Here is an 18,894-nt window from a genome sequence, read left to right on the forward strand (position 1 = left end):
CCCGCCGGGGGGGCGCCCCGCCCCCCCCACCCCCCCCCCCCCGCGCCCCCCCCCCCGCGCCCGCCCCCCCGGGGGGGGGGGGGGGGGGTCCCCCCCCCCCCCCGCCCCCGCTCCTGCGGGGGAGGTCTTGCTCAGTACTTCAGGTTCTGGGTCCAGTAGGTCTCGATCTGGCGGACCAGGGCGTCCGGCAGCGGCACGTAATCGAGCTGCTTGGCCTGCTGGTCGCCGTTCCTGTAGATCCAGCGGAAGAACTCCTGCGTGGCCTTGGCACCGGCGACGTTCTTCGGCTGCTTGCGGACCAGGATGAAGTTGGTGGCGGTGATCGGCCACGCATCGGCACCCGGGGCATTGGTCATCACCAGGTAGAAGTCACGGGCATTGGCCCAGTCGGCGCTGGCGGCGGCGGCCGAGAACGAGGCGTCCGACGGCTGCACGATCTTGCCCGCGGCGTTCTTCATTGCCGCGTACGACATCTTGTTCTGCAGCGCATAGGACAGCTCGACGTAGCCGATGCCACCCTTGATCTGCTTGACGTAGGCGGCCACGCCTTCGTTGCCCTTGCCACCGATGCCCGCCGGCCACTGCACTGAGGTGCCTTCACCGACCTTGCTCTTCCACTCCGGGCTGACCTTGGACAGGTAGTTGACGAAGTTGAAGGTGGTGCCCGAACCGTCGGAGCGGTGCACGATGGTGATCTTGCCGCTGGGCAGGGTCAGGCCCGGGTTGAGTGCAGCGATGGCCGGATCGTTCCAGGTGGTGATCTTGCCCAGGAAGATGTTGGCCAGGGTCGGGCCATCGAGCTTCAGCGCACCCGGTGCGACGCCGGCGACGTTGATCACCGGCACCACGCCGCCGATCACCGACGGGAACTGGGCCAGGCCGGCGGCAGCCAGTTCTTCCGGCTTCAGCGGTGCGTCGGAGGAACCAAAATCGACGGTCGCTGCCTTGATCTGGGCAATGCCGCCGCCGGAACCGATCGACTGGTAGTTGACCTTCTTGCCGGTGGCGGTGCTGTAGTCCGCCGACCACTTGGACATCACGGGGTAGATGAAGGAGGCGCCCGCGCCGGTGACATCGGCAGCATTGGCGGCGAACACGGACGACGCGGCCAGGATGGCGACAGCGGCGCGCGACTTGAAGGCGTGGATCACGGGAGAGACTCCTGGGGTGGTCGAAGGGCGGTTGCCCAACGTATCGGTGCACATTCCATAACGATTCCGTGACACGGAAAGGTCTGTCATATGACGCCGGTGTGACATCGGATGAGGGGATCGCGCTGCGGTACAGGCGCTACCGCACGTGGCAAGGGCACGACCGCAGTCGTGCCCTTGCCGGTGCGTGATGCGATGACGCGGGGTCTTACCAGAAGAACTGCGCGCGGGCTTCCAGGATGTTCGGATCGTCATTGACGAAGCCGCGGGCGCTGGAGCTGTACTTCTTGCTGTCGACCTTCACGTAGTTCAGCATCAGCTTGAAGTTCGAGCGCCAGTACCAGTTGGCGCCGACGGTCCACACATCCATCTTGCCGCCGAGCACGCCATCGACGATCGGCGGGCGACCGGCGACCGGGTTCGCGGCCAGGTTGCCGTCGTTGAGGTCCATGTGGTCGTAGCGCACGCCCAGCTGCCACTGGCCGCTGGCCGGGTTGTTCGGCAGGCCGGTGCCGGGCGTGCCACCCTTGTAGCTCCAGGTCTCGCCGGTGACATTCCACAGGCCGCTGATGTAGTAGCCGTCGCTGGTGTAGTTGTCGTGGTCGTAGCGCTTGGCCTTGCTGGTGTAGTACTCGGCCTGGGCCTTGAACGGGCCCTGGAAGTACATGGCTTCGGCGCCGACGGTGCTGACGCGGTCGGTGTCGGTCAGGTTGCCGCTGTCGATCAGGCGGGCGGTGGCCAGGTCGGCGTTCGGACGTGCGCGCACGCGCAGGGTGTCGGCGTCGGCGTCGTAGTCCACGTAGCTCAGGCCGAAGTGCAGGACCTGGCCCTTCTCGTTGATCGGAGCCCAGGTGCCACGCGCACCGTAGCCGCTGCCATGGGCCAGGTTGCGGGTCAGCTCGCGGCCGAAGGCGCTGGCGGTGACCGACCAGTTGTCCTGGCCGTAGCTGTAGGCGCCACCCAGGCGGCGGGCGATCGCGTAGGTGTTGGTGACCGCGGCCTTGGAGATGAAGTCGTTGTTCTTGGTGCTGGACAGCTCTTCCAGACTGTTGGGCTGCTTGAACTGGCCGACCTGGATGAAATGGTTGGCATTGCCCAGCAGCTTGTACTTCACGTTGGTGTCGAGGAACTTGTCCGCCTTGGCGTCGTAGCCGAGCACCCACTCCACGTTGCCCGGGCCCTTGCCCTTGAGCACCAGCTCGGCGCGGCGCAGCTCGAACTCGCTGTCCTTGCCATTGCCGGCATCGCCACCATTGAGGTCCACGACGTCGTTGTGGAACCAGTTGCCGTCGGCCTGGACCAGGCCTTCGAAGGTGATTTCCGAACCGCCGATCACGTCGATGGCGACTTCAGCGTGGGCAGCCGGCACATAGAGCGCAGCGGCCACGGCCACCGTCAGGAGTTGGTGATGCAGTTTCATGGAGAGGAGCCTTGCAGGCAGGTGGGAAGATGCGCGCAGGCTAGAAGGTAAAGATTGCGTAAATGTGACAGTTTCCGCGCGCAGTCTGTCCGCCGCGACCCTTGCCACGACTGGGCCCGGCATTGATGCCGGGCCGATATGACGTGGGGATTGCGCTGCGATGGCATTTACCCGCAGGCGCTGCGGGGATGCCTCAGGGGGCCGGTGTCTTGTCCTTGAAGCGGCACAGATCAGCGATCACGCAACCCGGGCAGTCCGGCTTGCGTGCCTTGCAGACGTAGCGTCCGTGCAGAATCAACCAGTGATGTGCGTCGAGCAGGAATTCATCAGGAATCGCCTTCACCAGCCTGTCTTCCACTTCGCGCACGTTCTTTCCCGGCGCCAGTCCCGTGCGGTTCGCAACGCGGAAGATGTGCGTATCCACCGCCATCACCGGTTCGCCGAAGGCCGTGTTGAGCACGACGTTGGCGGTCTTGCGGCCGACGCCGGGCAGGGCTTCCAGTGCCTCGCGATCGCGTGGCACTTCACCGCCATGTTTCTCCAGCAGGATCGCGCAGGTGGCGATCACGTTTTTCGCCTTGGCGTTGAACAGGCCGATGGTGGCGATGTATTTCTTCAGTCCGTCCTCGCCCAGCGCCAGGATCTGCGCGGGCGTGTTGGCAACGGGGAACAGGCGGCGCGTGGCCTTGTTGACGCCGACATCGGTGGCTTGGGCCGACAAGGCCACCGCCACCAGCAGTTCGAACGGCGAGCTGTATTCCAGTTCGGTCTTCGGATGCGGGTTGAGTTCGCGCAGGCGCGTGAACATTTCCACCACGTCGGCGCGCGGCATGCTGCTGCCACGCCGCGCTGGCGCGCGGGCGGCCTTCTTCGCGGTGGCCATCAGCGCTCCTTGCCGGTGGCGCGTGCCTTGGCACGGGCGAGGATGGCGGCAGCGGCGGCGGGCAGCGCAGGTTTCACGTCCGGCGCCGGGCGCGGCGTGCGACGCGCATCGCGTTCGGCGTCGCGGCGGGCCAGGCGCACCGCGCGTGCGCGGTAACGGTCACGTGCGGCCCACGCGCGCTGCAGCTGCTGCCGCGCCTGGCTGAGCACCTCCGGCAGTTCCGGGTGCCCGGGAACCTCGTGTGTGTCGCCTTCGTTGGCGACATAGTCCATCAGACCGGCCTGCAGGGCACCATCAAGATCGTCTGCCTGGACCCGGGCGAACAGCAGCGCGGGGTTGGGTCGGGATGCCATGGGGTCAACGGTTCTGGAAGGCGGGGGGACGGCGTTGCAGGAAGGCACCGGTGCCTTCGCGCATATCCTCGGTGGCGAACAGCAGGCCGAACTGCGCGCTTTCGTACTCCAGTCCCGCCTCCAGACTGCACTCGCCGCCGACGTGGACCGCATCAAGCAGGGCGCGCAGCGCCAGGGGCGCCGAGCGTGCCAGCTGCCGGGCGATGTCCTGCACACGGGTGTCCAGATCGGCCGCCGGCACCACCTCGTTGACGATGCCCAGCGCGAGCGCACGGGCGGCATCGATGGGCGCACCCAGCAGGCACAGTTCCAGGGTGGCAGCCCGGCCGCAGAGGCGCAGCAGGCGCTGGCTGCCGCCGAAGCCGGGGATCAGGCCGAGATTGATCTCCGGCTGGCCGACCTTGGCCGAGTCAGCGGCAACGCGCAGATGGCAGGCCAGCGCCAGTTCCAGGCCGCCGCCCAGGGCAAAACCGTTGACGCGGGCGATGACCGGCTTGGGCATGCGTTCGATCTGACGCATCAGTCCTTGGCCGAGCAGGGAGAAATCACGTCCCTGAACCGCACTGAGTGTGTTCATCTCGGCGATGTCGCCGGCGACGAAGGCCTTCTGGCCGGCACCGGTCAGCACCACCACACGCACCTCGGGGTCGGCCGCGGCGTCCCTGAACGCATCGGCCAGACCCTGCAGGGTCGCGGCATTGAGGGCATTGAGCTTGTCCGGGCGCTGGACGGTCACGGTGCGGATGGCGCCATCGTCGGTGACAGCGATCAGGTCATCGGCCACGGTGAAACTCCTGGAACGTTAAAAAAGAGTGATTTTGAACTCTGCCCGCGCAGACAGGTCATAGCCTGCGTGGTGAGTAGCGGTTACACGTTGTGGCCGTTATCCTAACCCGTCGCCTCAGGGCGGCGCAGAACGTCCCTGAGTTACCACCCCTGGAGAACTGTTTGATGAAGTTGCGTTCTATCGCGGTCGCCGTCGCGGCCCTGGCCCTGACGGGCAATGCCTTCGCCCAGGACGTCTCGTCCGAAAAGGGCAAGCTGAGCTACTACTTCGGTTACGACTACGGCAACAACCTGGCGGAGCTGACCGGTCGTGGTGAGCAGCTGGACATCAACTCGGTGGTGAAGGGTCTGCAGGACGCCTACGCCAAGAAGCAGCCGGCGATCACCGCCGAGCAGCTGAAGCCGGCCGTTGAAGCGTTCCAGAAGCGCGAGCAGGGTCGTGCCCAGGCCGCCAAGGCCGAGTACGAAAAGGCCGCTGCCGAAAACAAGACCAAGAGCGATCAGTTCATCGCGGCGAACAAGGCCAAGGCCGGCGTGCAGTCCCTGCCGAGCGGCGTCCAGTACCGCGTGATCGAAGCCGGCAAGGGTGCCAAGCCGACCCAGGCCAGCACCGTGCAGCTGGAAGTTGCCGGTCCGTTCCCGTACGGCCAGCGCCCGACCGAGGCCCGCCCGGCCCAGCAGATTCCGTCGATCAAGGTCAGCGAAGTCGAAATGAAGGCCATGCGTGAGACCCTGCTGCAGATGCCGGCGGGTTCGAAGTGGGAAGTCACCCTGCCGCCGGACCAGGCGTACGGTGCCGACCCGCGCACCCCGTTCCCGCCGAACGTGGCCGTGCAGTTCGAGATCAAGCTGGTCAGCGTCAAGTAAGCCTCCGCATCAACATCAACGCGCCGGTGATCCCACCGGCGCGTTTTTGTTTGCGCCGCGCGCGGCCGGCAGCATCGGGCCATGCTCGGCGAAGGCGCGCGGCGAAGGACCGCATGCCGCATCTTCAGCCCGCGCAAATTCAGCGCAATCGCGCTACTGTTGCAACGTGCAAACTACGGAAGACCCGGCGCGTGTTGTCGCAAGCCCCTGCATCGGAACGTGCAAGCTGGATGGCAACCGGCTGTGCCGCGGTTGCCGGCGGCACATCGACGAGATCACACGGTGGTCGTCGATGAGCGACAGCGAACGCAGCCACATCCTGCATCGCGTGCTGCCGCTGCGCGAGCAGCTGCAGCAATCGCTGCACGGCTCGCTGGCCGACCATGATCGCCTGTTGCGCGCATTGCATCCGCTGGCCGCCCCGCCCGCCGGTGACGGTTGGAACCGCAGTGAACTGATCGACCTGCTGCCGCCGGGTCCGCCGGTGGAAGCGGCGGTGTTGGCCGGCATCGTGCCGCGTGCCAGCGGCGCGCAGGTGATCCTGACCCGTCGCACTGAAACCCTGCGACAGCACGGCGGCCAGGTCGGCTTTCCCGGCGGCCGTACCGAGCCGGATGATCGCGATGCGCTGGCCGCAGCGCTGCGCGAAAGCCAGGAAGAAATCGCGCTGGCGCCTGCGCAGGTGCAGCCGCTGGGCTACCTCGATCCGTTCGTGACCATCACCGGTTACCGTGTCACCCCGGTGGTGGCGGTGGTCGATCCGGATTTCGTGCCCGTGCCGCAGCCCAGTGAAGTGGCCGAGGTGTTCGAGGTGCCACTGGATTACCTGATGGCGGCCGACAACCTGCGCCAGGTCGAAATCAATCATCGTGGCCGCATCCGTCATGTGCTCGAGTACGGCTGGCCTGGCCAGCGGATCTGGGGGGCGACGGCGGCCATTCTCTACAACCTGCGTCGCCGCCTGGAGCAAGTGCAATGAAGCCGATCGATCCGCCGTGGACCACCCTGGTCGATGTCGCCACCCTCGCCGCTGCACTGGGCGAGGACGTGCGCGTGGTCGACGCCCGTGCAACGGCGAGCACCGCCGTGCGTGTGGTCGATGCGCGCGCGTCGCTGGGCGATCCGCAGGCGGGCGAGGGCCAGTACCTGGCCGGTCATGTCCCCGGTGCGGTGTACGCCGACCTCAACCGGGATCTGTCCGACCTCACGCGTGCCGGCCACGGTCGCCACCCGCTGCCGGACAGCGACGCGTTCGCCGCACGGCTGGGTCGCTGGGGTATCGCCCCGGAGACCCAGGTGGTGGTCTACGACGGCAGCGACGGCAGCATGGCCGCCGCGCGCCTGTGGTGGCTGCTGCGCCTGATGGGCCACGCGCGGGTGGCGGTGCTCGATGGAGGCATTGCGGCCTGGCAGGCAGCGGGGCTGCCGCTGGCGACCGGTGCGGGCGAGGTTCCGGCCCAGCCGGCCTATCCGGGGCGCTTTGACACCACGCAGATCGCCAACGCCGACGAGATCACCGCCCGGCTCAAGCATGCGCCGGGCTGGTTGCTGGACGCCCGCGCGGGAGAGCGCTTCCGCGGCGAAGTCGAACCGCTGGATCCGGTGGCCGGCCACGTGCCCGGCGCGGTCAACCGCCCGTTCGCATCCAATGTGCTCGATGGCCGCATGCGCGATACGCAGGAGCTGCGTGCCGAGCTGCAGGGCATCATCGGCAATCGCGATCCGCAGCAGGTCGTACTGATGTGTGGTTCCGGCGTGACGGCGTGCCATCTGCTGTTGGCGATGGAAGCGGCGGGCCTGTCCGGGGCGCGCATCTATGCCGATTCCTGGAGCGGCTGGGTCAGCGACAGCAGCCGACCGGTCGCCAGCGGTACCTGAGACAGAACCGGGGTCAGATCCGTTTTCCCGCGCAGAACGGATCTGCCCCCTTCAGGCGGCAGTCCTGCCGGTTACCCGATCGATTGCAGGGGCACCTTCGCCAGCACCCGAGCCCACGGAAACAACGGCCCCGGATCGCGCTTGCGGGCCACGCTCAACGTCGGATCGTCACTGGCCTGCACCTGTTCCCGGTCCAGCTGATCGTGGCCGGCGATCCGCTGCAGTGACGGGTACCGCGCCACCAGGGCCAGCAGCAGCTGTTCCAGGGCCTGCAGCTGCGGCTCGGTGTACGGCTCGTCCATCGCCTGGTGACGGCTGTCGAACCAGTCGGGGTAGCGCCCGCTGTTGACCAGCTCGATGCCCAGCGTCCGTGCGTTCATGCCGCGGACGTGGTGGGCCACGCGCTCAGGTGCCACGTACTGCACGACGCTGCCGTCGCGGTCGATGTAGAAATGGCCGCTGTTGCCGGCGCCGCTGTCGTACAGCACCCGCTCGCCATAGGCACGGGCCGTGGCCAGGTCGGGCAGCTCGGTGCAGTGGATCACCACCATCTCCAGCGTGTCCGGCGCGCGCAGCGGCAGAAGGTCGTGATAGGGCAGGGGCTGCAGCAGCAGGCCGGGCAGGAGCGGGTTGGGCATGCGGCGATGCTAGCATTGCGCAATGAACCTGCATTCTCTTTCGTTGTCGGTGCGCGCCTGCGGAGCGTGCGCATGAGCCGCGGTCACTGCATCCTCTCCCATGGCTTCGAGAGCGGGCCGGAGGCCACCAAGGTCACGGCACTGGCCGAGGTCGCCCAGCGCCTGGGCTGGACCCATGAGCGGCCGGACTACACCGATCTGGACGCGATGAGCGAAGTGAGCCGCGTCGGTGACGTGCCGGGGCGTCTGCAGCGCCTGCTGGAACGCGCTGCACATGCGGCGGCACAAGGGCCGCTGGTGCTGGCGGGTTCCAGCCTGGGCGCCTACATCTCTGCGATCGCCTCGTTGCAGGTACCGGTGGCGGGCCTGTTCCTGATGGTCCCGCCGACCACCATGGGGCCCATGCCGGCGCTGGACGCCGCAGCGGTCCCCACCACCGTGGTCCAGGCCTGGCACGATGATGTCGTGCCTGCCGCCGGGGTGATCGCCTGGGCGCAGGCGCGCTCGGCACAGCTGCTGCTGGTGGACGATGGCCACCGCCTGGAGCGGCACGTGGAGGCATCCGCACACGCCTTCGAGCGCCTGCTGCGCCAACTGTGAAGCCGGGGCGCACGGCGCGCCGGCCCGCATTGACTACAATGGCAGCCCCGCCGCCCCCGGCGCGGGCCTGCCGGCCGTGCCCACGGCCCTCCTTTCCGACTGGCGCGGCTCCCCTGCCGCGTCCGACCACCTGCGAACCGATCCCGTGAAATTCTTCGTCTCCTGCGCCAAGGGCCTGGAATACCTGCTTGCCGATGAACTGTCGGCCCTGGGCCTGGACAAGGCCACTGCCACCATTGCCGGCGTCAATGCCGAGGGCGAGCTGGAGCAGGCGCTGCGGATCGTGATGTGGTCACGCCTGGCCAGCCGCGTGCTGTGGCCGATCGACGAGTTCGAATGCCCCGACGAGCAGGCGCTGTATGACGGCGTGCGTGCGCTGCCGTGGCATGAGCACATCAAGCCGGAGATGACCCTGGCGGTGGATGCGCATGTGTCCGGCGACAAGATCACCCACGCCCGCTTTGCCGCGCAGCGGATCAAGGACGCCATCGTCGACCGCATGCGCGATGAGGGCCTGGAGCGGCCGTCGGTCAACACCGATCTGCCGGATGTGCGCGTCAACCTGTCGCTGCGCAAGGGACGTGCCTCGCTGTCGATCGACCTCGGCGGCGGCCCGCTGCACCGCCGTGGCTGGCGGGGGGCCGCGCACGAAGCGCCGCTGAAGGAGAACCTGGCGGCCGCGTTGCTGCTGCGGGCGCAGTGGCCGCGTCTGCATGCCGCCGGTGGTGGCCTGCTGGACCCGATGTGCGGCAGCGGCACGTTGTTGATCGAAGGCGCGCTGATGGCGGCCGACGTCGCGCCGGGCCTGATGCGCCACGGCAGCCTGCCGCCGAGTCGCTGGCTGGGCTTCGACAAGGTGGCCTGGAAGGCGATCCAGAGCGAGGCGCGCGAGCGCGAGGCCACCGGCCTGGCCGCGCTGAAGCCGGTGATCCACGGCAGCGACATCGATCCGACGGCGATCGAAGCGGCACGCGAGAATGCCGAAGTGGCGGGCGTGGCCCACGCCATCCGCTTCACCCGCGCCGACGTATCCGAGCTCACCTCGCCGGAGCAGGAGATCGGTGCGGTGGTCTGCAACCCGCCCTACGACGAGCGCCTGGCCGCCGATCCGGCGCTGTACCGCGCCTTGGGCAACGCGCTGCAGAAGGCGGTGCCGCAGTGGCGCGCCAGCCTGCTGTGCGGCAACGACGAGCTGGCCTTCGCCACGGGTCTTCGTGCGGCCAAGAAGTACCAGATGTTCAATGGCGCGCTGGAATGCGCGCTGATCGTCTGCGACCCGATCGCGGTGCCGGGGCGTGATCCGGCACAGCCGCGGGAGCTGAGCGAAGGTGCGCAGATGGTGGCCAACCGCCTGCGCAAGAACCTGAAGAAGTTCAAGAGCTGGCGCGCGCGCGAGGACATCACCTGCTTCCGCGCCTACGATGCGGACCTGCCGGAATACGCGGCGGCCATCGATGTCTACGAAGAGGACGGTGGACAGCGCCGTACCTTCCTGCACGTGCAGGAATACGCTGCACCGGCGGCGATTCCCGAGAACGACGTGCGCCGCCGCCGCAACGAACTGCTGGCCGCCGCGCGTGAGGTATTCGGCGTGCCGCCCGAACAGGTATCGATGAAGTCACGCGAGCGTGGCAAGGGCGGCAGCAAGTACGGCCGTTTCGAGCAGCGCGACGAGTTCGTGGTGGTGCGCGAGAATCATGCGCTGCTGCAGGTGAACCTGTTCGACTATCTCGATACCGGCCTGTTCCTGGACCATCGTCCGCTGCGCCGGATGATGGCCGAGCAGGTGCGTGGCAAGCGCTTCCTCAACCTGTTCTGCTACACCGGCGTGGCCAGCGTGCAGGCAGCCGTGGCCGGCGCGGCCAGCACCACCAGTGTCGACCTGTCCGCTACCTACCTGCAATGGTGCTACGACAACCTGGCCCTGAATGGTCAGGGCGGCAACCAGCATCTTCTGGTGCAGGCCGATGCGATGGCTTGGCTGGAAGCCGACCGCGGACAGTACGATGTGATCTTCTGCGATCCGCCGACGTTCTCCAACTCCGCCCGCGCCGATGATTTCGATGTGCAGCGCGAGCAGCTGCGGCTGCTGCGTGCAGCGGTGGCACGGCTGGCACCGGCAGGCGTTCTGTACTTCTCCAACAACTTCCGCCGTTTCAAGCTGGAAGAGAACGCGATCGCCGAGTTCGCCCAGTGCCGTGAGATCACTGCGCGTACCATCGGTCCGGACTTCGAGCGCAACGCACGCATCCACCGTGCGTGGGAGTTGAAGCGTTTGGGTTGAAGGTTCGCCGGGCATGGCCCGGCGCTACCGGCTATGCCAGCGCCACCACCAGGCCCAGCAACGGCAGGGTGATCGCCAGCGGCACGATCCACCGCGGGCGGTAGGGATACAGCCCGAACGACAGCGTCACGCCGCCCACCGTCATCACGCCCAGCCACTGCACCGGGCCCATGGCCCAGCCATGGTCGGCAACGCACAGGGCGAAGGTGACCGCCAGCAGCAACCAGCCCAGAACCCGCCACTGGGCGCGCCGTGCCGGAACGGCTGCTTTGCCGTGCAGATCGTGCTGGTGCCTTTCCATCGCCAGCGACAATGCGGTGAACGCGGAGAAGGAAAGCGCCAGCGCCAGCAGCATCATGCGCTGGCCTCCACTTCGGTGGCTTCGGTCGGTGCCCTGGCCGCAACGGTTGCCGCGGCACGTTTTTTCTTCTCGGCCGCAGACAGCGGTGGTGTCCAGCGCTGCATGCGCCAGCCGCACAGCGCCAGCATCGCACCGAAGGCGATCATCGACAGGTCGAAGCCCGCCAGCACCCAGTCGCCGCTGCGCAGGGTAATGCCCAGATGGGCGTGGGTGGTCAGCGCGTTGACCACCGGAACCAGCGCGAATGCGGCTGCGCCCAGGTACAGCTGCCACGTCCACATCACCCGTTTCGGCCAGACGAACGCGGCCAGCAGGGCGCCGCCCCACGCATAGAAGAACACGTTGGCTTCGGCATTGGAGCGATCGGCCAGATCCAGCGGCAGCAGCCGATTGCCCCAGAAGTAGGCGGCAAAGGCGATCGGCAGGCCGGCCACGGTACCGATGTTCAACGCATCGACCAGGCGCAGGCCGAAGCCGGTGCGCCCGCTCTTGGCATGCTTCGGTCGTTCCTTCACTGCCCACAGCACCACGCCACTGGCCACCATCAGGCAGCCGACCAGGCCGGACAGGAAGAACAACGCACGCAGCCCCCAGTCGGCGAAGCGCGCCAGGTGCAGGCCATACAGCACGCCACGGGTGGCGGTGGCACCACCGGAGGCCGGGGTCTGTTCCAGCAGCCTGCCGTCCACCATGTCGTAACGCAGCGAAGGCGTGTCGATGGAAAGACGCTTTCCGTCACGCTGGCGGATGTCGATCACCGCGTTGCGCGCGCCCGGATTGGACACGGTGAAGCCGGCCACTTCGGCGCCATGCCAGTGGGCGCGCGCATCGTCCAGCAGGCGGGCGATCGGCAGCGGCGCGGCGCGGCCTTCGGCCGGCGCGGTTACTTCAGGCAGGCCACCGAAGGCTTCGCTGAAGAACTTGTCCTCATCCTGCGGGTAGGCCACTTTCACGCCCCAGGGCAGGTACATGATCATCAGGGTGACGATGCCCGTGTAGGTGATCATCGCGTGGTAGGGCAGCGCCATCACCGCGCTGACATTGTGGAAATCCAGCCAGGAGCGCAGACCCTTGTCTTTGCGGAAAGTGAAGAAGTCCTTGAAGATCTTCTTGTGGGTGATCACCCCGGTGATGATGGCCACCAGCATGAACATGGCGCAGAAGCCGACCAGGTAACGGGCCCACAGCACGGGGATGTAGTGCAGGTCGAAATGCAGGCGGTAGAAGAAATCTCCGCCGCGCGTCTGGCGGGCGTTCAGTTCGTCGCCGGTGTTCGGGTCGAGCGTGGCATCGCCGAAGGCACCGCGGCGGCCACGGCTTGGATCGGCCAGCTCGGGTGGCAGGCGCCAGAACAGCTGCATGGCCGGGTTGCGCGGCTGTGGCAGGGTCACGAACCAGGTCTGGGCCTGCGCCGCATGGGCCTGCAGGTAGTCCACGCTGCGTTGCGCGGCCACATCGATGCTGACGGTGCTGGCCGGCAGTTCCGGGCGCATCCAGCGGCTGATCTCTTCACGGTAGTAGCTTGCGGTACCGGCCATGAAGATCAGCAGCAGCAGCCAGCCGACCAGCAGGCCGGTCCAGGTGTGCAGCCAGGCCATCGACTGGCGGAATCCGTTCTTCATGCCCAGGCTCCCATCAGCCGCGCGATGCCGGCCATCAGCAGGGCAGGGGCGAGGATGCCGATCCACGCACGCAGGGCACTGCGGGTGGCGAATGCCCACAGCGCGGCACAGGCGGCAACCAGGATGGCCAGCAGCATGCCGGTCAGCACGGTCTGGCCCCGCGCGCCCGGCAGGACGACGGCACAGAACACGCCGGTCATGGAGGCCAGCGCATAGCCACCGAAGATCGCGGCCAGCGAGCGCGACAGGATGCCCCAGCGCGGGTTGCGGAAGAAAACACGGGAGCTGGCGGTTGCGGGCGAGCGGTCCACGGTGGTCCTGTCGGTCGGGGAGGGGATCGAACGCGCCTGCGGCCCCCTTGCGCCCCGCGCACGTCGCCCAGCGTGTCCCATCAATGCAGCGCTGCCCGCGCAGACGGGCAGCCGGAGGTCAGGGCTGTACATGGGCACCGGACAGGTCTTCCTTGCCCGCGCGGCCAAGCGCACCACCGATCAGTAAATGATAGGCATTCGCATTCTGTTAATCAAGGCTGCGTGACGAAAGATGAGTCGTTCCGTGCCCACGCAGCAGGTCAGCGGACCCGCCGCTCAGAAGCGGAACACCACCGTTGCCGCGTGCAGCAGCAGGCCGATCAGGCCGCCAACCAGCGTGCCGTTGAAGCGGATGAATTGCAGGTCGCGGCCGACGCTCAGTTCCAGCTGCTCGACCAGATGGCGCTCGTCCCAGCCCCTGACCGTCTGTGCGATGTGCGTGGTGACCCCCTCGCGCAGTCGCCCGGTCAGGCGCTGTGCGCCTTCCAGCAGATGCTGGTTCAGTGCGTCGCGCAGTGCCGGGTCGGACTGCAGGGTGCTTCCCAGCGAGGCGAGGCTGCGCTGCAGGTGGCCGACCAGCGCCGAATCCTCGCGCTGCAGGTCGGCGCGCAGATTGGCGTGGATGCGTGCCCAGAGCCCCTGCACGTACTCCTGCAGGGCAGGATGGTCGATCATCTCCTGCTTGAGCTGTTCGATGCGCTCGGCCAGCGCCGGGTCTTCGCGCAGGCGCTGGACGTAGTTGCCCAGCCACGCCTCGTAATCCTGCCGCAGCGGATGCTGCGGCTCGGCCAGTACCTGCTGCAGCTCCTCCAGCACGGCGCGTGCCAGCCGCTCGGCCAGGCTGTCACCGATCTCGTCGATGGGTTTCACCCAGTTCACCGTGCTTGAGAGCGTCGGCCATTCGCGCTGGATGTAGCGCACGATCAGCTGCGACGCGCGCTCCTTCACTTCCGGCTGCTCCAGCCAGCGTCCCAGCCTCTGCAGGCCCTCGTCCAGCACACGCTGGTGGCGCCCGTCGGCGGTCAGCAGGGCAAGCAGCTCGCCGGCGGTGGATGCCGCGTTCCACTGTCGCAACTGCTGCACCACGAACGCGTGCAGCTGCCGGCGCACGGCGCGTTCATCGAAGAAGTCCAGTGCCTGCAACGCCCAGCCGCGTGCCATGTCGGCCAGCATGCGTGCGCGTGCCGGTTCGGCCAGCCAACTGCCGAGACGGCCAGCCGGATCGAACACCTTCAGCTTGGCCAGCAGCACCTGTGGTTCCAGGAACTGATCGCGCACGAACAGCGCCAGGCTGTCGCCGATGCGCTCCTTGCTGCGCGGAATGATGGCGGTATGGGGAATCGGCAGGCCCATCGGCCTGCGGAACAGGGCGACCACCGCGAACCAGTCTGCCAGCGCGCCCACCGCTGCCGCCTCGCAGAAGGCGGATACCCAGGCCCAGGCGCCGCGCTCGCCCTGCCAGTGGCTGACCGCAAAACCGGCCAACATCAACACAAGCAGGCCCAGGGCGATGGCTTTCAGGCGTCGCAGCTGGGCGCGGCGCGGATCGATTGCGGACGTCATGGCGGCAGTCTAACCGCCACCGGATGATGCCGGCGCATCGGTAGCGCCGGGCCATGCCCGGCGGCTTTTCAGGGCCCGCTGCGCTCGCCGGGCATGGCCCAGCGCTACCCATTCGTTACAGCGCTTCCAGCTGCCTGCGCAATGCCGCCAGCTGCGTGCGCAGGGCATCGTTCTCGCGAGTGAGCGCGACGACGCGTCGGCGCAGCGCCGGCGCATCCTCACCCAACTGCTCCAGCGCGGACAGCACTTCCGCATCGCGCAGGGCGATCTCGTCCTCGCTGGGCTCCTCGAACGCCATTTCCGCCGGTTCTGGCTTCGCCGCGCGCGGCTTGCGCTTGGACTCGCGTACGCGCTTGGCGGCCTGCTTCAGTTCGTCCTTGCCGCCTGCGGCTGCCGCGCGCTGCTCTTCCTCGGGCAGGTCGGCCACGGCCGCGGCCGCGCTGATCGAGATCACGCCAGCCTTGACCGCTTCCACGACTTCGGCGGCGGCCTGTGCGTGAATGCGTTCGATCATCCCGACCTGGCTGGTGCTCAGCTTCGCTTCGCGGGCCAGTTCCGCACGGCTGAGTTTCGGCGCCGGTTCCCACGGTGGGCTGTCTTCACCGGCATCGTCGGCCGATGCGGCGGTGCCATCGCTTTCGCGTTGCAGCTGGGCCTGCTCGATCTGCTTGCGTGCCGACAGGATGTCGCGCTTGCGCAGGGCCAGCACGCCGCGCTGGAAATCGGACACGCTGCGGCGGCCCAGGTGCTGTTCGATCATCCACAGGTGCACGTCCTCCATGCTCTGGAAGCGGCTGTTCTGCACCGTGTTGAACGGCAGGCCATGCTTCTGGCAGATGCCGTAGCGGTTATGGCCATCCACCAGGACATCGCCCCACAGTACCAGTGCATCGCGGCAGCCCTCGGCGAGGATGCTGCGCTCCAGCGCCTCATATTCGTCGGGCGTGAGCGGGTCGATGTAGGCCTTGAGTTCTTCTTTGACGACGATGTCCATGGGCACGGCAACGGGCAGGAACGGAACCGACCATTGTACCTGCTTGCTGTCGCCGGCCCGGGCTTACGCGGTGGCCCGGATCATCTCGCCCAGAGTGCTGGTGATCTGGTCGATCTGGGGCTTGTCCACGATCAGTGGCGGCGACAGCGCGATGATGTCGCCCGTACAGCGCACCAGCAGTCCGCCGTCGTGGAAACAGCGCCGGTAGACCTCGTGACCACGGCTGCCCGGAGCGTCCTTGCGCGGGGCCAGCTCGACCGCACCGACCAGTCCGAAGTTGCGGATGTCGATCACGTTGGGGAGCCCCTGCAGGGCGTGCAGCCGCTCCTGCCAGTACTCGCCCAGTTCGATGGCGCGCTCGAACAGGCGCTCCTCTGCATAGACGTCGAGTGTGGCCAGGGCTGCCGCGCAGGCCAGCGGGTGCCCCGAATAGGTATAGCCATGGAACAGCTCGATGGCCTGTGCCGGGCCCTGCATCAGGCCGGCGTGCACCGCATCGCTGGCCAGCACGCCACCCAGCGGAACCGCGCCGTTGCTGACTCCCTTGGCAAAGGTCAGCAGGTCCGGCGTGACGCCGAAACGCTGCGCGGCGAACGGCATGCCGACCCGGCCGAAACCGGTGATGACCTCGTCGAACACCAGCAGGATGCCGTGCTGGTCGCAGATCTCCCGCAGCCGTTGCAGATAGCCGGGCGCAGGCAGGATCACTCCCGCAGAACCGGCGATGGGCTCGACGAACACGGCCGCAATGGTGGACGCGTCGTGCAGGGCGATCAGCCGCTCCAGATCGTCGGCCAGTTCCGCGCCCTGGCGCGGCAGGCCCTTGCTGAACGCGTTGCGCTGCAGATCCAGGGTGTGCCGCAGATAGTCCACGCCCGCCAGCTGCAGGCCGAACTGGCGGCGGTTGTTGGGCAGGCCGCCGAGCGCCATGCCGCCGAAGCCCACACCGTGATAAGCCTTCTCGCGGCTGATGAAACGGGTACGCTGGCCTTCGCCGCGCTGGCGGTGATAGGCCAGCACGATCTTCATTGCGGTATCCACCGCCTCGGAGCCCGAGTTGGTGAAGAACACGTGGTTGAGCCCGGCCGGAGCCAGCGCGGCCAGGCGCTGCGCCAGCGCGAATGCCGGTGGCGAACCCATCTGGAAGGCGGGTGAGTAATCCAGGGTGCGTGCCTGTTCGACAATCGCCTCGACGATGCGCGGGCGGGCGTGGCCGGCATTGCAGCACCACAGGCCGGCGGTGCCATCGAGAACCGGGCGCCCGTCCACGTCTTCGTAATGCATGCCTTCGGCCCGTACGAGCATGCGCGGCGCGCCCTTGAACTGGCGGTTGGCGGTGAAGGGCATCCAGTACGCCTCCAGGGAGTCGGGGCGCTGGATGGCCAGCTCGTGCACGTCGCTCGCGGGGTTCTTCATGCCGGTTCCGTCGGGTCCGATGCAGGGACTGTAGCGCAGCCGTCATCGCCCGGGCCATGCCCGCCGTGCACACGGGGCATGGCCTGTCACGGCGAGGTCGCGGCGGCACCGGTATAACCGGAACGACACGCACTGCAGGATCCTGTCATGGCCGATTTCCCCGACCGCAGCCACTGGCAGGCGCTGGCCGGCCAGCTCTCCATTCCCGGCCAGGCCTTCATCGCGGGCCGCTACGTGGATGCCGCCAGCGGTGCCCGCTTCGACTGCGTCAGCCCGATCGACGGCCGCGTGCTTGGCACCGTCGCCGACTGCGACGCGCAGGACGTGGAGCGTGCCGTGCAGGCGGCACGGCGCGCCTTCGAGGCCGGCCACTGGTCGCAGGTGAGCCCAGCGCAACGCAAGCGCGTGCTGTTGGCATTGGCGGCGCTGGTGGAAGCGCATGCCGACGAACTGGCCCTGCTGGAAACGCTGGACATGGGCAAGCCGGTGCGCGATGCACGGCGCATCGACCTGCCGGGCGTGGTGCGTTGCCTGGCCTGGACCGCAGAGGCGGTGGACAAGCTGTACGGAGAGATCGCACCGACCGGCCCCCAGGAGCTGGGCCTGGTCACGCGTGAGCCTGCGGGTGTGGTCGGCGCCATCGTGCCGTGGAACTTCCCGTTGCTGATGGCCTGCTGGAAGATCGCGCCGGCGCTGGCCATGGGCAATTCGGTGATCCTCAAGCCCTCCGAACGCTCGCCGCTGACGGCGTTGCGGCTGGCAGCGCTGGCCAGCGAGGCCGGTCTGCCTGATGGCGTGCTCAACGTTCTGCCGGGCGATGGTGCCCGCGTGGGCGAGCCGCTGGCGCTGCACAGGGATGTCGACGTGCTGGCCTTCACCGGCTCCACCGCCACCGGCGCCAAGCTGCTCGAGCATGCCGGGCGCTCCAATCTGAAGCGGGTCTGGCTGGAGTGCGGCGGCAAGAGCCCGCATATCGTGTTTGCCGATGCGCCCGACCTGGAGCGGGCGGCCAAGGGGGTGGCGCAGGGCATCTTCTTCAACCAGGGAGAAGTCTGCACCGCCGGCTCGCGGCTGCTGGTGCAGCGTTCGATCCGCGAGGAGTTCGTGCATCGGGTGATCGCCCATGGCCAGCGCATGCAGCCGCGCCACCCGTTGGAGGCCGACGCACCGATGGGTGCCCTCGTCGATGCCGCGCATGTGGACAAGGTACTGGCGGACATCGCCATGGCCGAAGCTGACGGAGCGCGCCTGCTGCTGGGGGGACGCCGCGCCGAGGTGGAAGCAGGCGGCTGCTACGTGCAGCCGACCGTGTTCGACCAGGTCCGGCCGGAACAGGCCCTGGCGCGCGAGGAGGTGTTCGGTCCGGTGCTGGCGGTGCTGGGTTTCGACGACGAGGCCGAAGCGGTGCGCCTGGCCAATGACAGCCGCTACGGCCTGGCGGCGGGCGTGTGGACGCGGGACCTGGGCCGGGCACACCGGGTTGCGCGGCAGCTGCGCGCGGGCAGCGTCTGGGTCAACGGCTGGGACGGCGGTGACATGACCGCCCCCTTCGGGGGCTACAAGCAGTCCGGCAATGGGCGCGACAAATCACTGCATGCCTTCGACAAGTACAGCGAGATCAAGGCCACCTGGATCCAGCTGTAGCAGCGGGCCGCGCCCCGAGGGGAGCGGCGGCACCACCGCCCTGAACACATCGGATCGCGTGTGGCTGCATCCGTGTCGGCTGAAACCATCGTCACGCCTGCTGGGTCATGCGTGGCAGAATCG

Annotated in this window: 18 protein-coding genes; 6 read left to right on the forward strand and 12 right to left on the reverse strand. The window is 67.8% G+C overall.

The window, feature by feature from the left end; all coding sequences use genetic code 11:
* Window positions 1-131 precede the first annotated feature (131 nt).
* The 5 genes from pstS to ACVOME_RS15620 form a co-directional block, all read right to left on the reverse strand.
* On the reverse strand, window positions 132-1,151 hold the full coding sequence (pstS, locus tag ACVOME_RS15600) for a phosphate ABC transporter substrate-binding protein PstS (RefSeq protein ID WP_111185741.1): 1,020 nt from the start codon (window positions 1,149-1,151) through the stop codon (window positions 132-134).
* Window positions 1,152-1,359: 208 nt separating this feature from the next.
* Window positions 1,360-2,571 (reverse strand): OprO/OprP family phosphate-selective porin, encoded by a 1,212-nt coding sequence (locus ACVOME_RS15605; RefSeq protein WP_053518208.1) that lies wholly within the window; start codon window positions 2,569-2,571, stop codon window positions 1,360-1,362.
* A 193-nt stretch (window positions 2,572-2,764) separates the two neighbouring features.
* Window positions 2,765-3,454, reverse strand: a complete 690-nt coding sequence (gene nth / locus ACVOME_RS15610) for an endonuclease III (protein ID WP_065174724.1) — start codon at window positions 3,452-3,454, stop codon at window positions 2,765-2,767.
* Window positions 3,454-3,807, reverse strand: a complete 354-nt coding sequence (locus ACVOME_RS15615; protein ID WP_053518210.1) for a hypothetical protein — start codon at window positions 3,805-3,807, stop codon at window positions 3,454-3,456. The genes nth and ACVOME_RS15615 overlap by 1 nt, the downstream gene beginning before the upstream one ends.
* A gap of 4 nt (window positions 3,808-3,811) precedes the next feature.
* A complete protein-coding gene (locus tag ACVOME_RS15620) occupies window positions 3,812-4,591 on the reverse strand; it encodes an enoyl-CoA hydratase/isomerase family protein (protein WP_481505264.1) in 780 nt (259 codons plus the stop codon).
* A gap of 167 nt (window positions 4,592-4,758) precedes the next feature.
* On the opposite strand from ACVOME_RS15620, the gene ACVOME_RS15625 reads away from it, so the two are divergent.
* The 3 genes from ACVOME_RS15625 to ACVOME_RS15635 all read left to right on the forward strand — a co-directional run bounded on the left by ACVOME_RS15625 (window position 4,759) and on the right by ACVOME_RS15635 (window position 7,338).
* On the forward strand, window positions 4,759-5,460 hold the full coding sequence (locus ACVOME_RS15625; protein ID WP_005408797.1) for an FKBP-type peptidyl-prolyl cis-trans isomerase N-terminal domain-containing protein: 702 nt from the start codon (window positions 4,759-4,761) through the stop codon (window positions 5,458-5,460).
* 166 nt (window positions 5,461-5,626) lie between these two features.
* Complete coding sequence (locus ACVOME_RS15630) at window positions 5,627-6,439, forward strand: CoA pyrophosphatase (protein WP_065181204.1); 813 nt, start codon at window positions 5,627-5,629, stop codon at window positions 6,437-6,439.
* Window positions 6,436-7,338: a sulfurtransferase gene (locus tag ACVOME_RS15635; protein WP_053518214.1), complete on the forward strand. Its 903-nt coding sequence runs from the start codon at window positions 6,436-6,438 to the stop codon at window positions 7,336-7,338. The genes ACVOME_RS15630 and ACVOME_RS15635 overlap by 4 nt, the downstream gene beginning before the upstream one ends.
* Window positions 7,339-7,409: 71 nt before the next feature.
* On the opposite strand, the gene ACVOME_RS15640 is transcribed toward ACVOME_RS15635, so the two are convergent.
* Window positions 7,410-7,976, reverse strand: a complete 567-nt coding sequence (locus ACVOME_RS15640) for an N-acetylmuramoyl-L-alanine amidase (RefSeq protein WP_065174726.1) — start codon at window positions 7,974-7,976, stop codon at window positions 7,410-7,412.
* 72 nt (window positions 7,977-8,048) lie between these two features.
* Between ACVOME_RS15640 and ACVOME_RS15645 the strand changes: the two genes are divergently transcribed.
* Together ACVOME_RS15645 and rlmKL are read left to right on the forward strand one after the other, a co-directional pair.
* A complete protein-coding gene (locus ACVOME_RS15645; protein WP_053518227.1) occupies window positions 8,049-8,576 on the forward strand; it encodes an alpha/beta hydrolase in 528 nt (175 codons plus the stop codon).
* Window positions 8,577-8,721: 145 nt separating this feature from the next.
* On the forward strand, window positions 8,722-10,860 hold the full coding sequence (rlmKL, locus tag ACVOME_RS15650) for a bifunctional 23S rRNA (guanine(2069)-N(7))-methyltransferase RlmK/23S rRNA (guanine(2445)-N(2))-methyltransferase RlmL (RefSeq protein WP_065181385.1): 2,139 nt from the start codon (window positions 8,722-8,724) through the stop codon (window positions 10,858-10,860).
* A 31-nt stretch (window positions 10,861-10,891) separates the two neighbouring features.
* Here rlmKL and ACVOME_RS15655 read toward each other — a convergent pair whose 3' ends face one another.
* From ACVOME_RS15655 to aptA, 6 genes are all read right to left on the reverse strand, one after another.
* Window positions 10,892-11,218: a DUF3325 domain-containing protein gene (locus ACVOME_RS15655; RefSeq protein ID WP_053518217.1), complete on the reverse strand. Its 327-nt coding sequence runs from the start codon at window positions 11,216-11,218 to the stop codon at window positions 10,892-10,894.
* Entirely contained in the window at window positions 11,215-12,843 is a 1,629-nt protein-coding gene (locus tag ACVOME_RS15660) for a PepSY-associated TM helix domain-containing protein (RefSeq protein WP_481505265.1), read from the reverse strand. Before ACVOME_RS15660 ends, ACVOME_RS15655 begins: the two co-directional genes overlap by 4 nt.
* Window positions 12,840-13,154, reverse strand: coding sequence for a DUF3649 domain-containing protein (locus tag ACVOME_RS15665; RefSeq protein WP_053518219.1), 315 nt, complete (start codon window positions 13,152-13,154; stop codon window positions 12,840-12,842). Before ACVOME_RS15665 ends, ACVOME_RS15660 begins: the two co-directional genes overlap by 4 nt.
* Before the next feature lie 276 nt (window positions 13,155-13,430).
* Window positions 13,431-14,717 carry a DUF445 domain-containing protein gene (locus ACVOME_RS15670; protein WP_481505266.1) on the reverse strand — a complete coding sequence of 429 codons (1,287 nt, stop codon included), beginning with the start codon at window positions 14,715-14,717 and terminating at the stop codon, window positions 13,431-13,433.
* A gap of 115 nt (window positions 14,718-14,832) precedes the next feature.
* Window positions 14,833-15,711 (reverse strand): ParB N-terminal domain-containing protein, encoded by an 879-nt coding sequence (locus tag ACVOME_RS15675; protein WP_065181209.1) that lies wholly within the window; start codon window positions 15,709-15,711, stop codon window positions 14,833-14,835.
* A 63-nt stretch (window positions 15,712-15,774) separates the two neighbouring features.
* A complete protein-coding gene (gene aptA / locus ACVOME_RS15680) occupies window positions 15,775-17,127 on the reverse strand; it encodes an omega-aminotransferase AptA (protein ID WP_053516562.1) in 1,353 nt (450 codons plus the stop codon).
* A gap of 147 nt (window positions 17,128-17,274) precedes the next feature.
* On the opposite strand from aptA, the gene ACVOME_RS15685 reads away from it, so the two are divergent.
* Window positions 17,275-18,771: an aldehyde dehydrogenase family protein gene (locus ACVOME_RS15685; protein ID WP_197601201.1), complete on the forward strand. Its 1,497-nt coding sequence runs from the start codon at window positions 17,275-17,277 to the stop codon at window positions 18,769-18,771.
* Window positions 18,772-18,894 lie beyond the last annotated feature (123 nt).

It is taken from the genome of Stenotrophomonas sp. STEN008 (genome assembly GCF_056760435.1).

Excerpts from the sequence above, each read along its gene's own strand:
- ACVOME_RS15605 (WP_053518208.1), bottom strand. The coding sequence starts at position 2,571 with ATGAAACTGCATCACCAACTCCTGACGGTGGCCGTGGCCGCTGCGCTC.
- nth (WP_065174724.1), bottom strand. The coding sequence starts at position 3,454 with ATGGCCACCGCGAAGAAGGCCGCCCGCGCGCCAGCGCGGCGTGGCAGC.
- ACVOME_RS15615 (WP_053518210.1), bottom strand. The coding sequence starts at position 3,807 with ATGGCATCCCGACCCAACCCCGCGCTGCTGTTCGCCCGGGTCCAGGCA.
- ACVOME_RS15625 (WP_005408797.1), top strand. The coding sequence starts at position 4,759 with ATGAAGTTGCGTTCTATCGCGGTCGCCGTCGCGGCCCTGGCCCTGACG.
- ACVOME_RS15635 (WP_053518214.1), top strand. The coding sequence starts at position 6,436 with ATGAAGCCGATCGATCCGCCGTGGACCACCCTGGTCGATGTCGCCACC.
- ACVOME_RS15640 (WP_065174726.1), bottom strand. The coding sequence starts at position 7,976 with ATGCCCAACCCGCTCCTGCCCGGCCTGCTGCTGCAGCCCCTGCCCTAT.
- ACVOME_RS15645 (WP_053518227.1), top strand. The coding sequence starts at position 8,049 with ATGAGCCGCGGTCACTGCATCCTCTCCCATGGCTTCGAGAGCGGGCCG.
- ACVOME_RS15655 (WP_053518217.1), bottom strand. The coding sequence starts at position 11,218 with ATGATGCTGCTGGCGCTGGCGCTTTCCTTCTCCGCGTTCACCGCATTG.
- ACVOME_RS15660 (WP_481505265.1), bottom strand. The coding sequence starts at position 12,843 with ATGAAGAACGGATTCCGCCAGTCGATGGCCTGGCTGCACACCTGGACC.
- ACVOME_RS15670 (WP_481505266.1), bottom strand. The coding sequence starts at position 14,717 with ATGACGTCCGCAATCGATCCGCGCCGCGCCCAGCTGCGACGCCTGAAA.
- ACVOME_RS15675 (WP_065181209.1), bottom strand. The coding sequence starts at position 15,711 with ATGGACATCGTCGTCAAAGAAGAACTCAAGGCCTACATCGACCCGCTC.
- aptA (WP_053516562.1), bottom strand. The coding sequence starts at position 17,127 with ATGAAGAACCCCGCGAGCGACGTGCACGAGCTGGCCATCCAGCGCCCC.
- ACVOME_RS15685 (WP_197601201.1), top strand. The coding sequence starts at position 17,275 with ATGGCCGATTTCCCCGACCGCAGCCACTGGCAGGCGCTGGCCGGCCAG.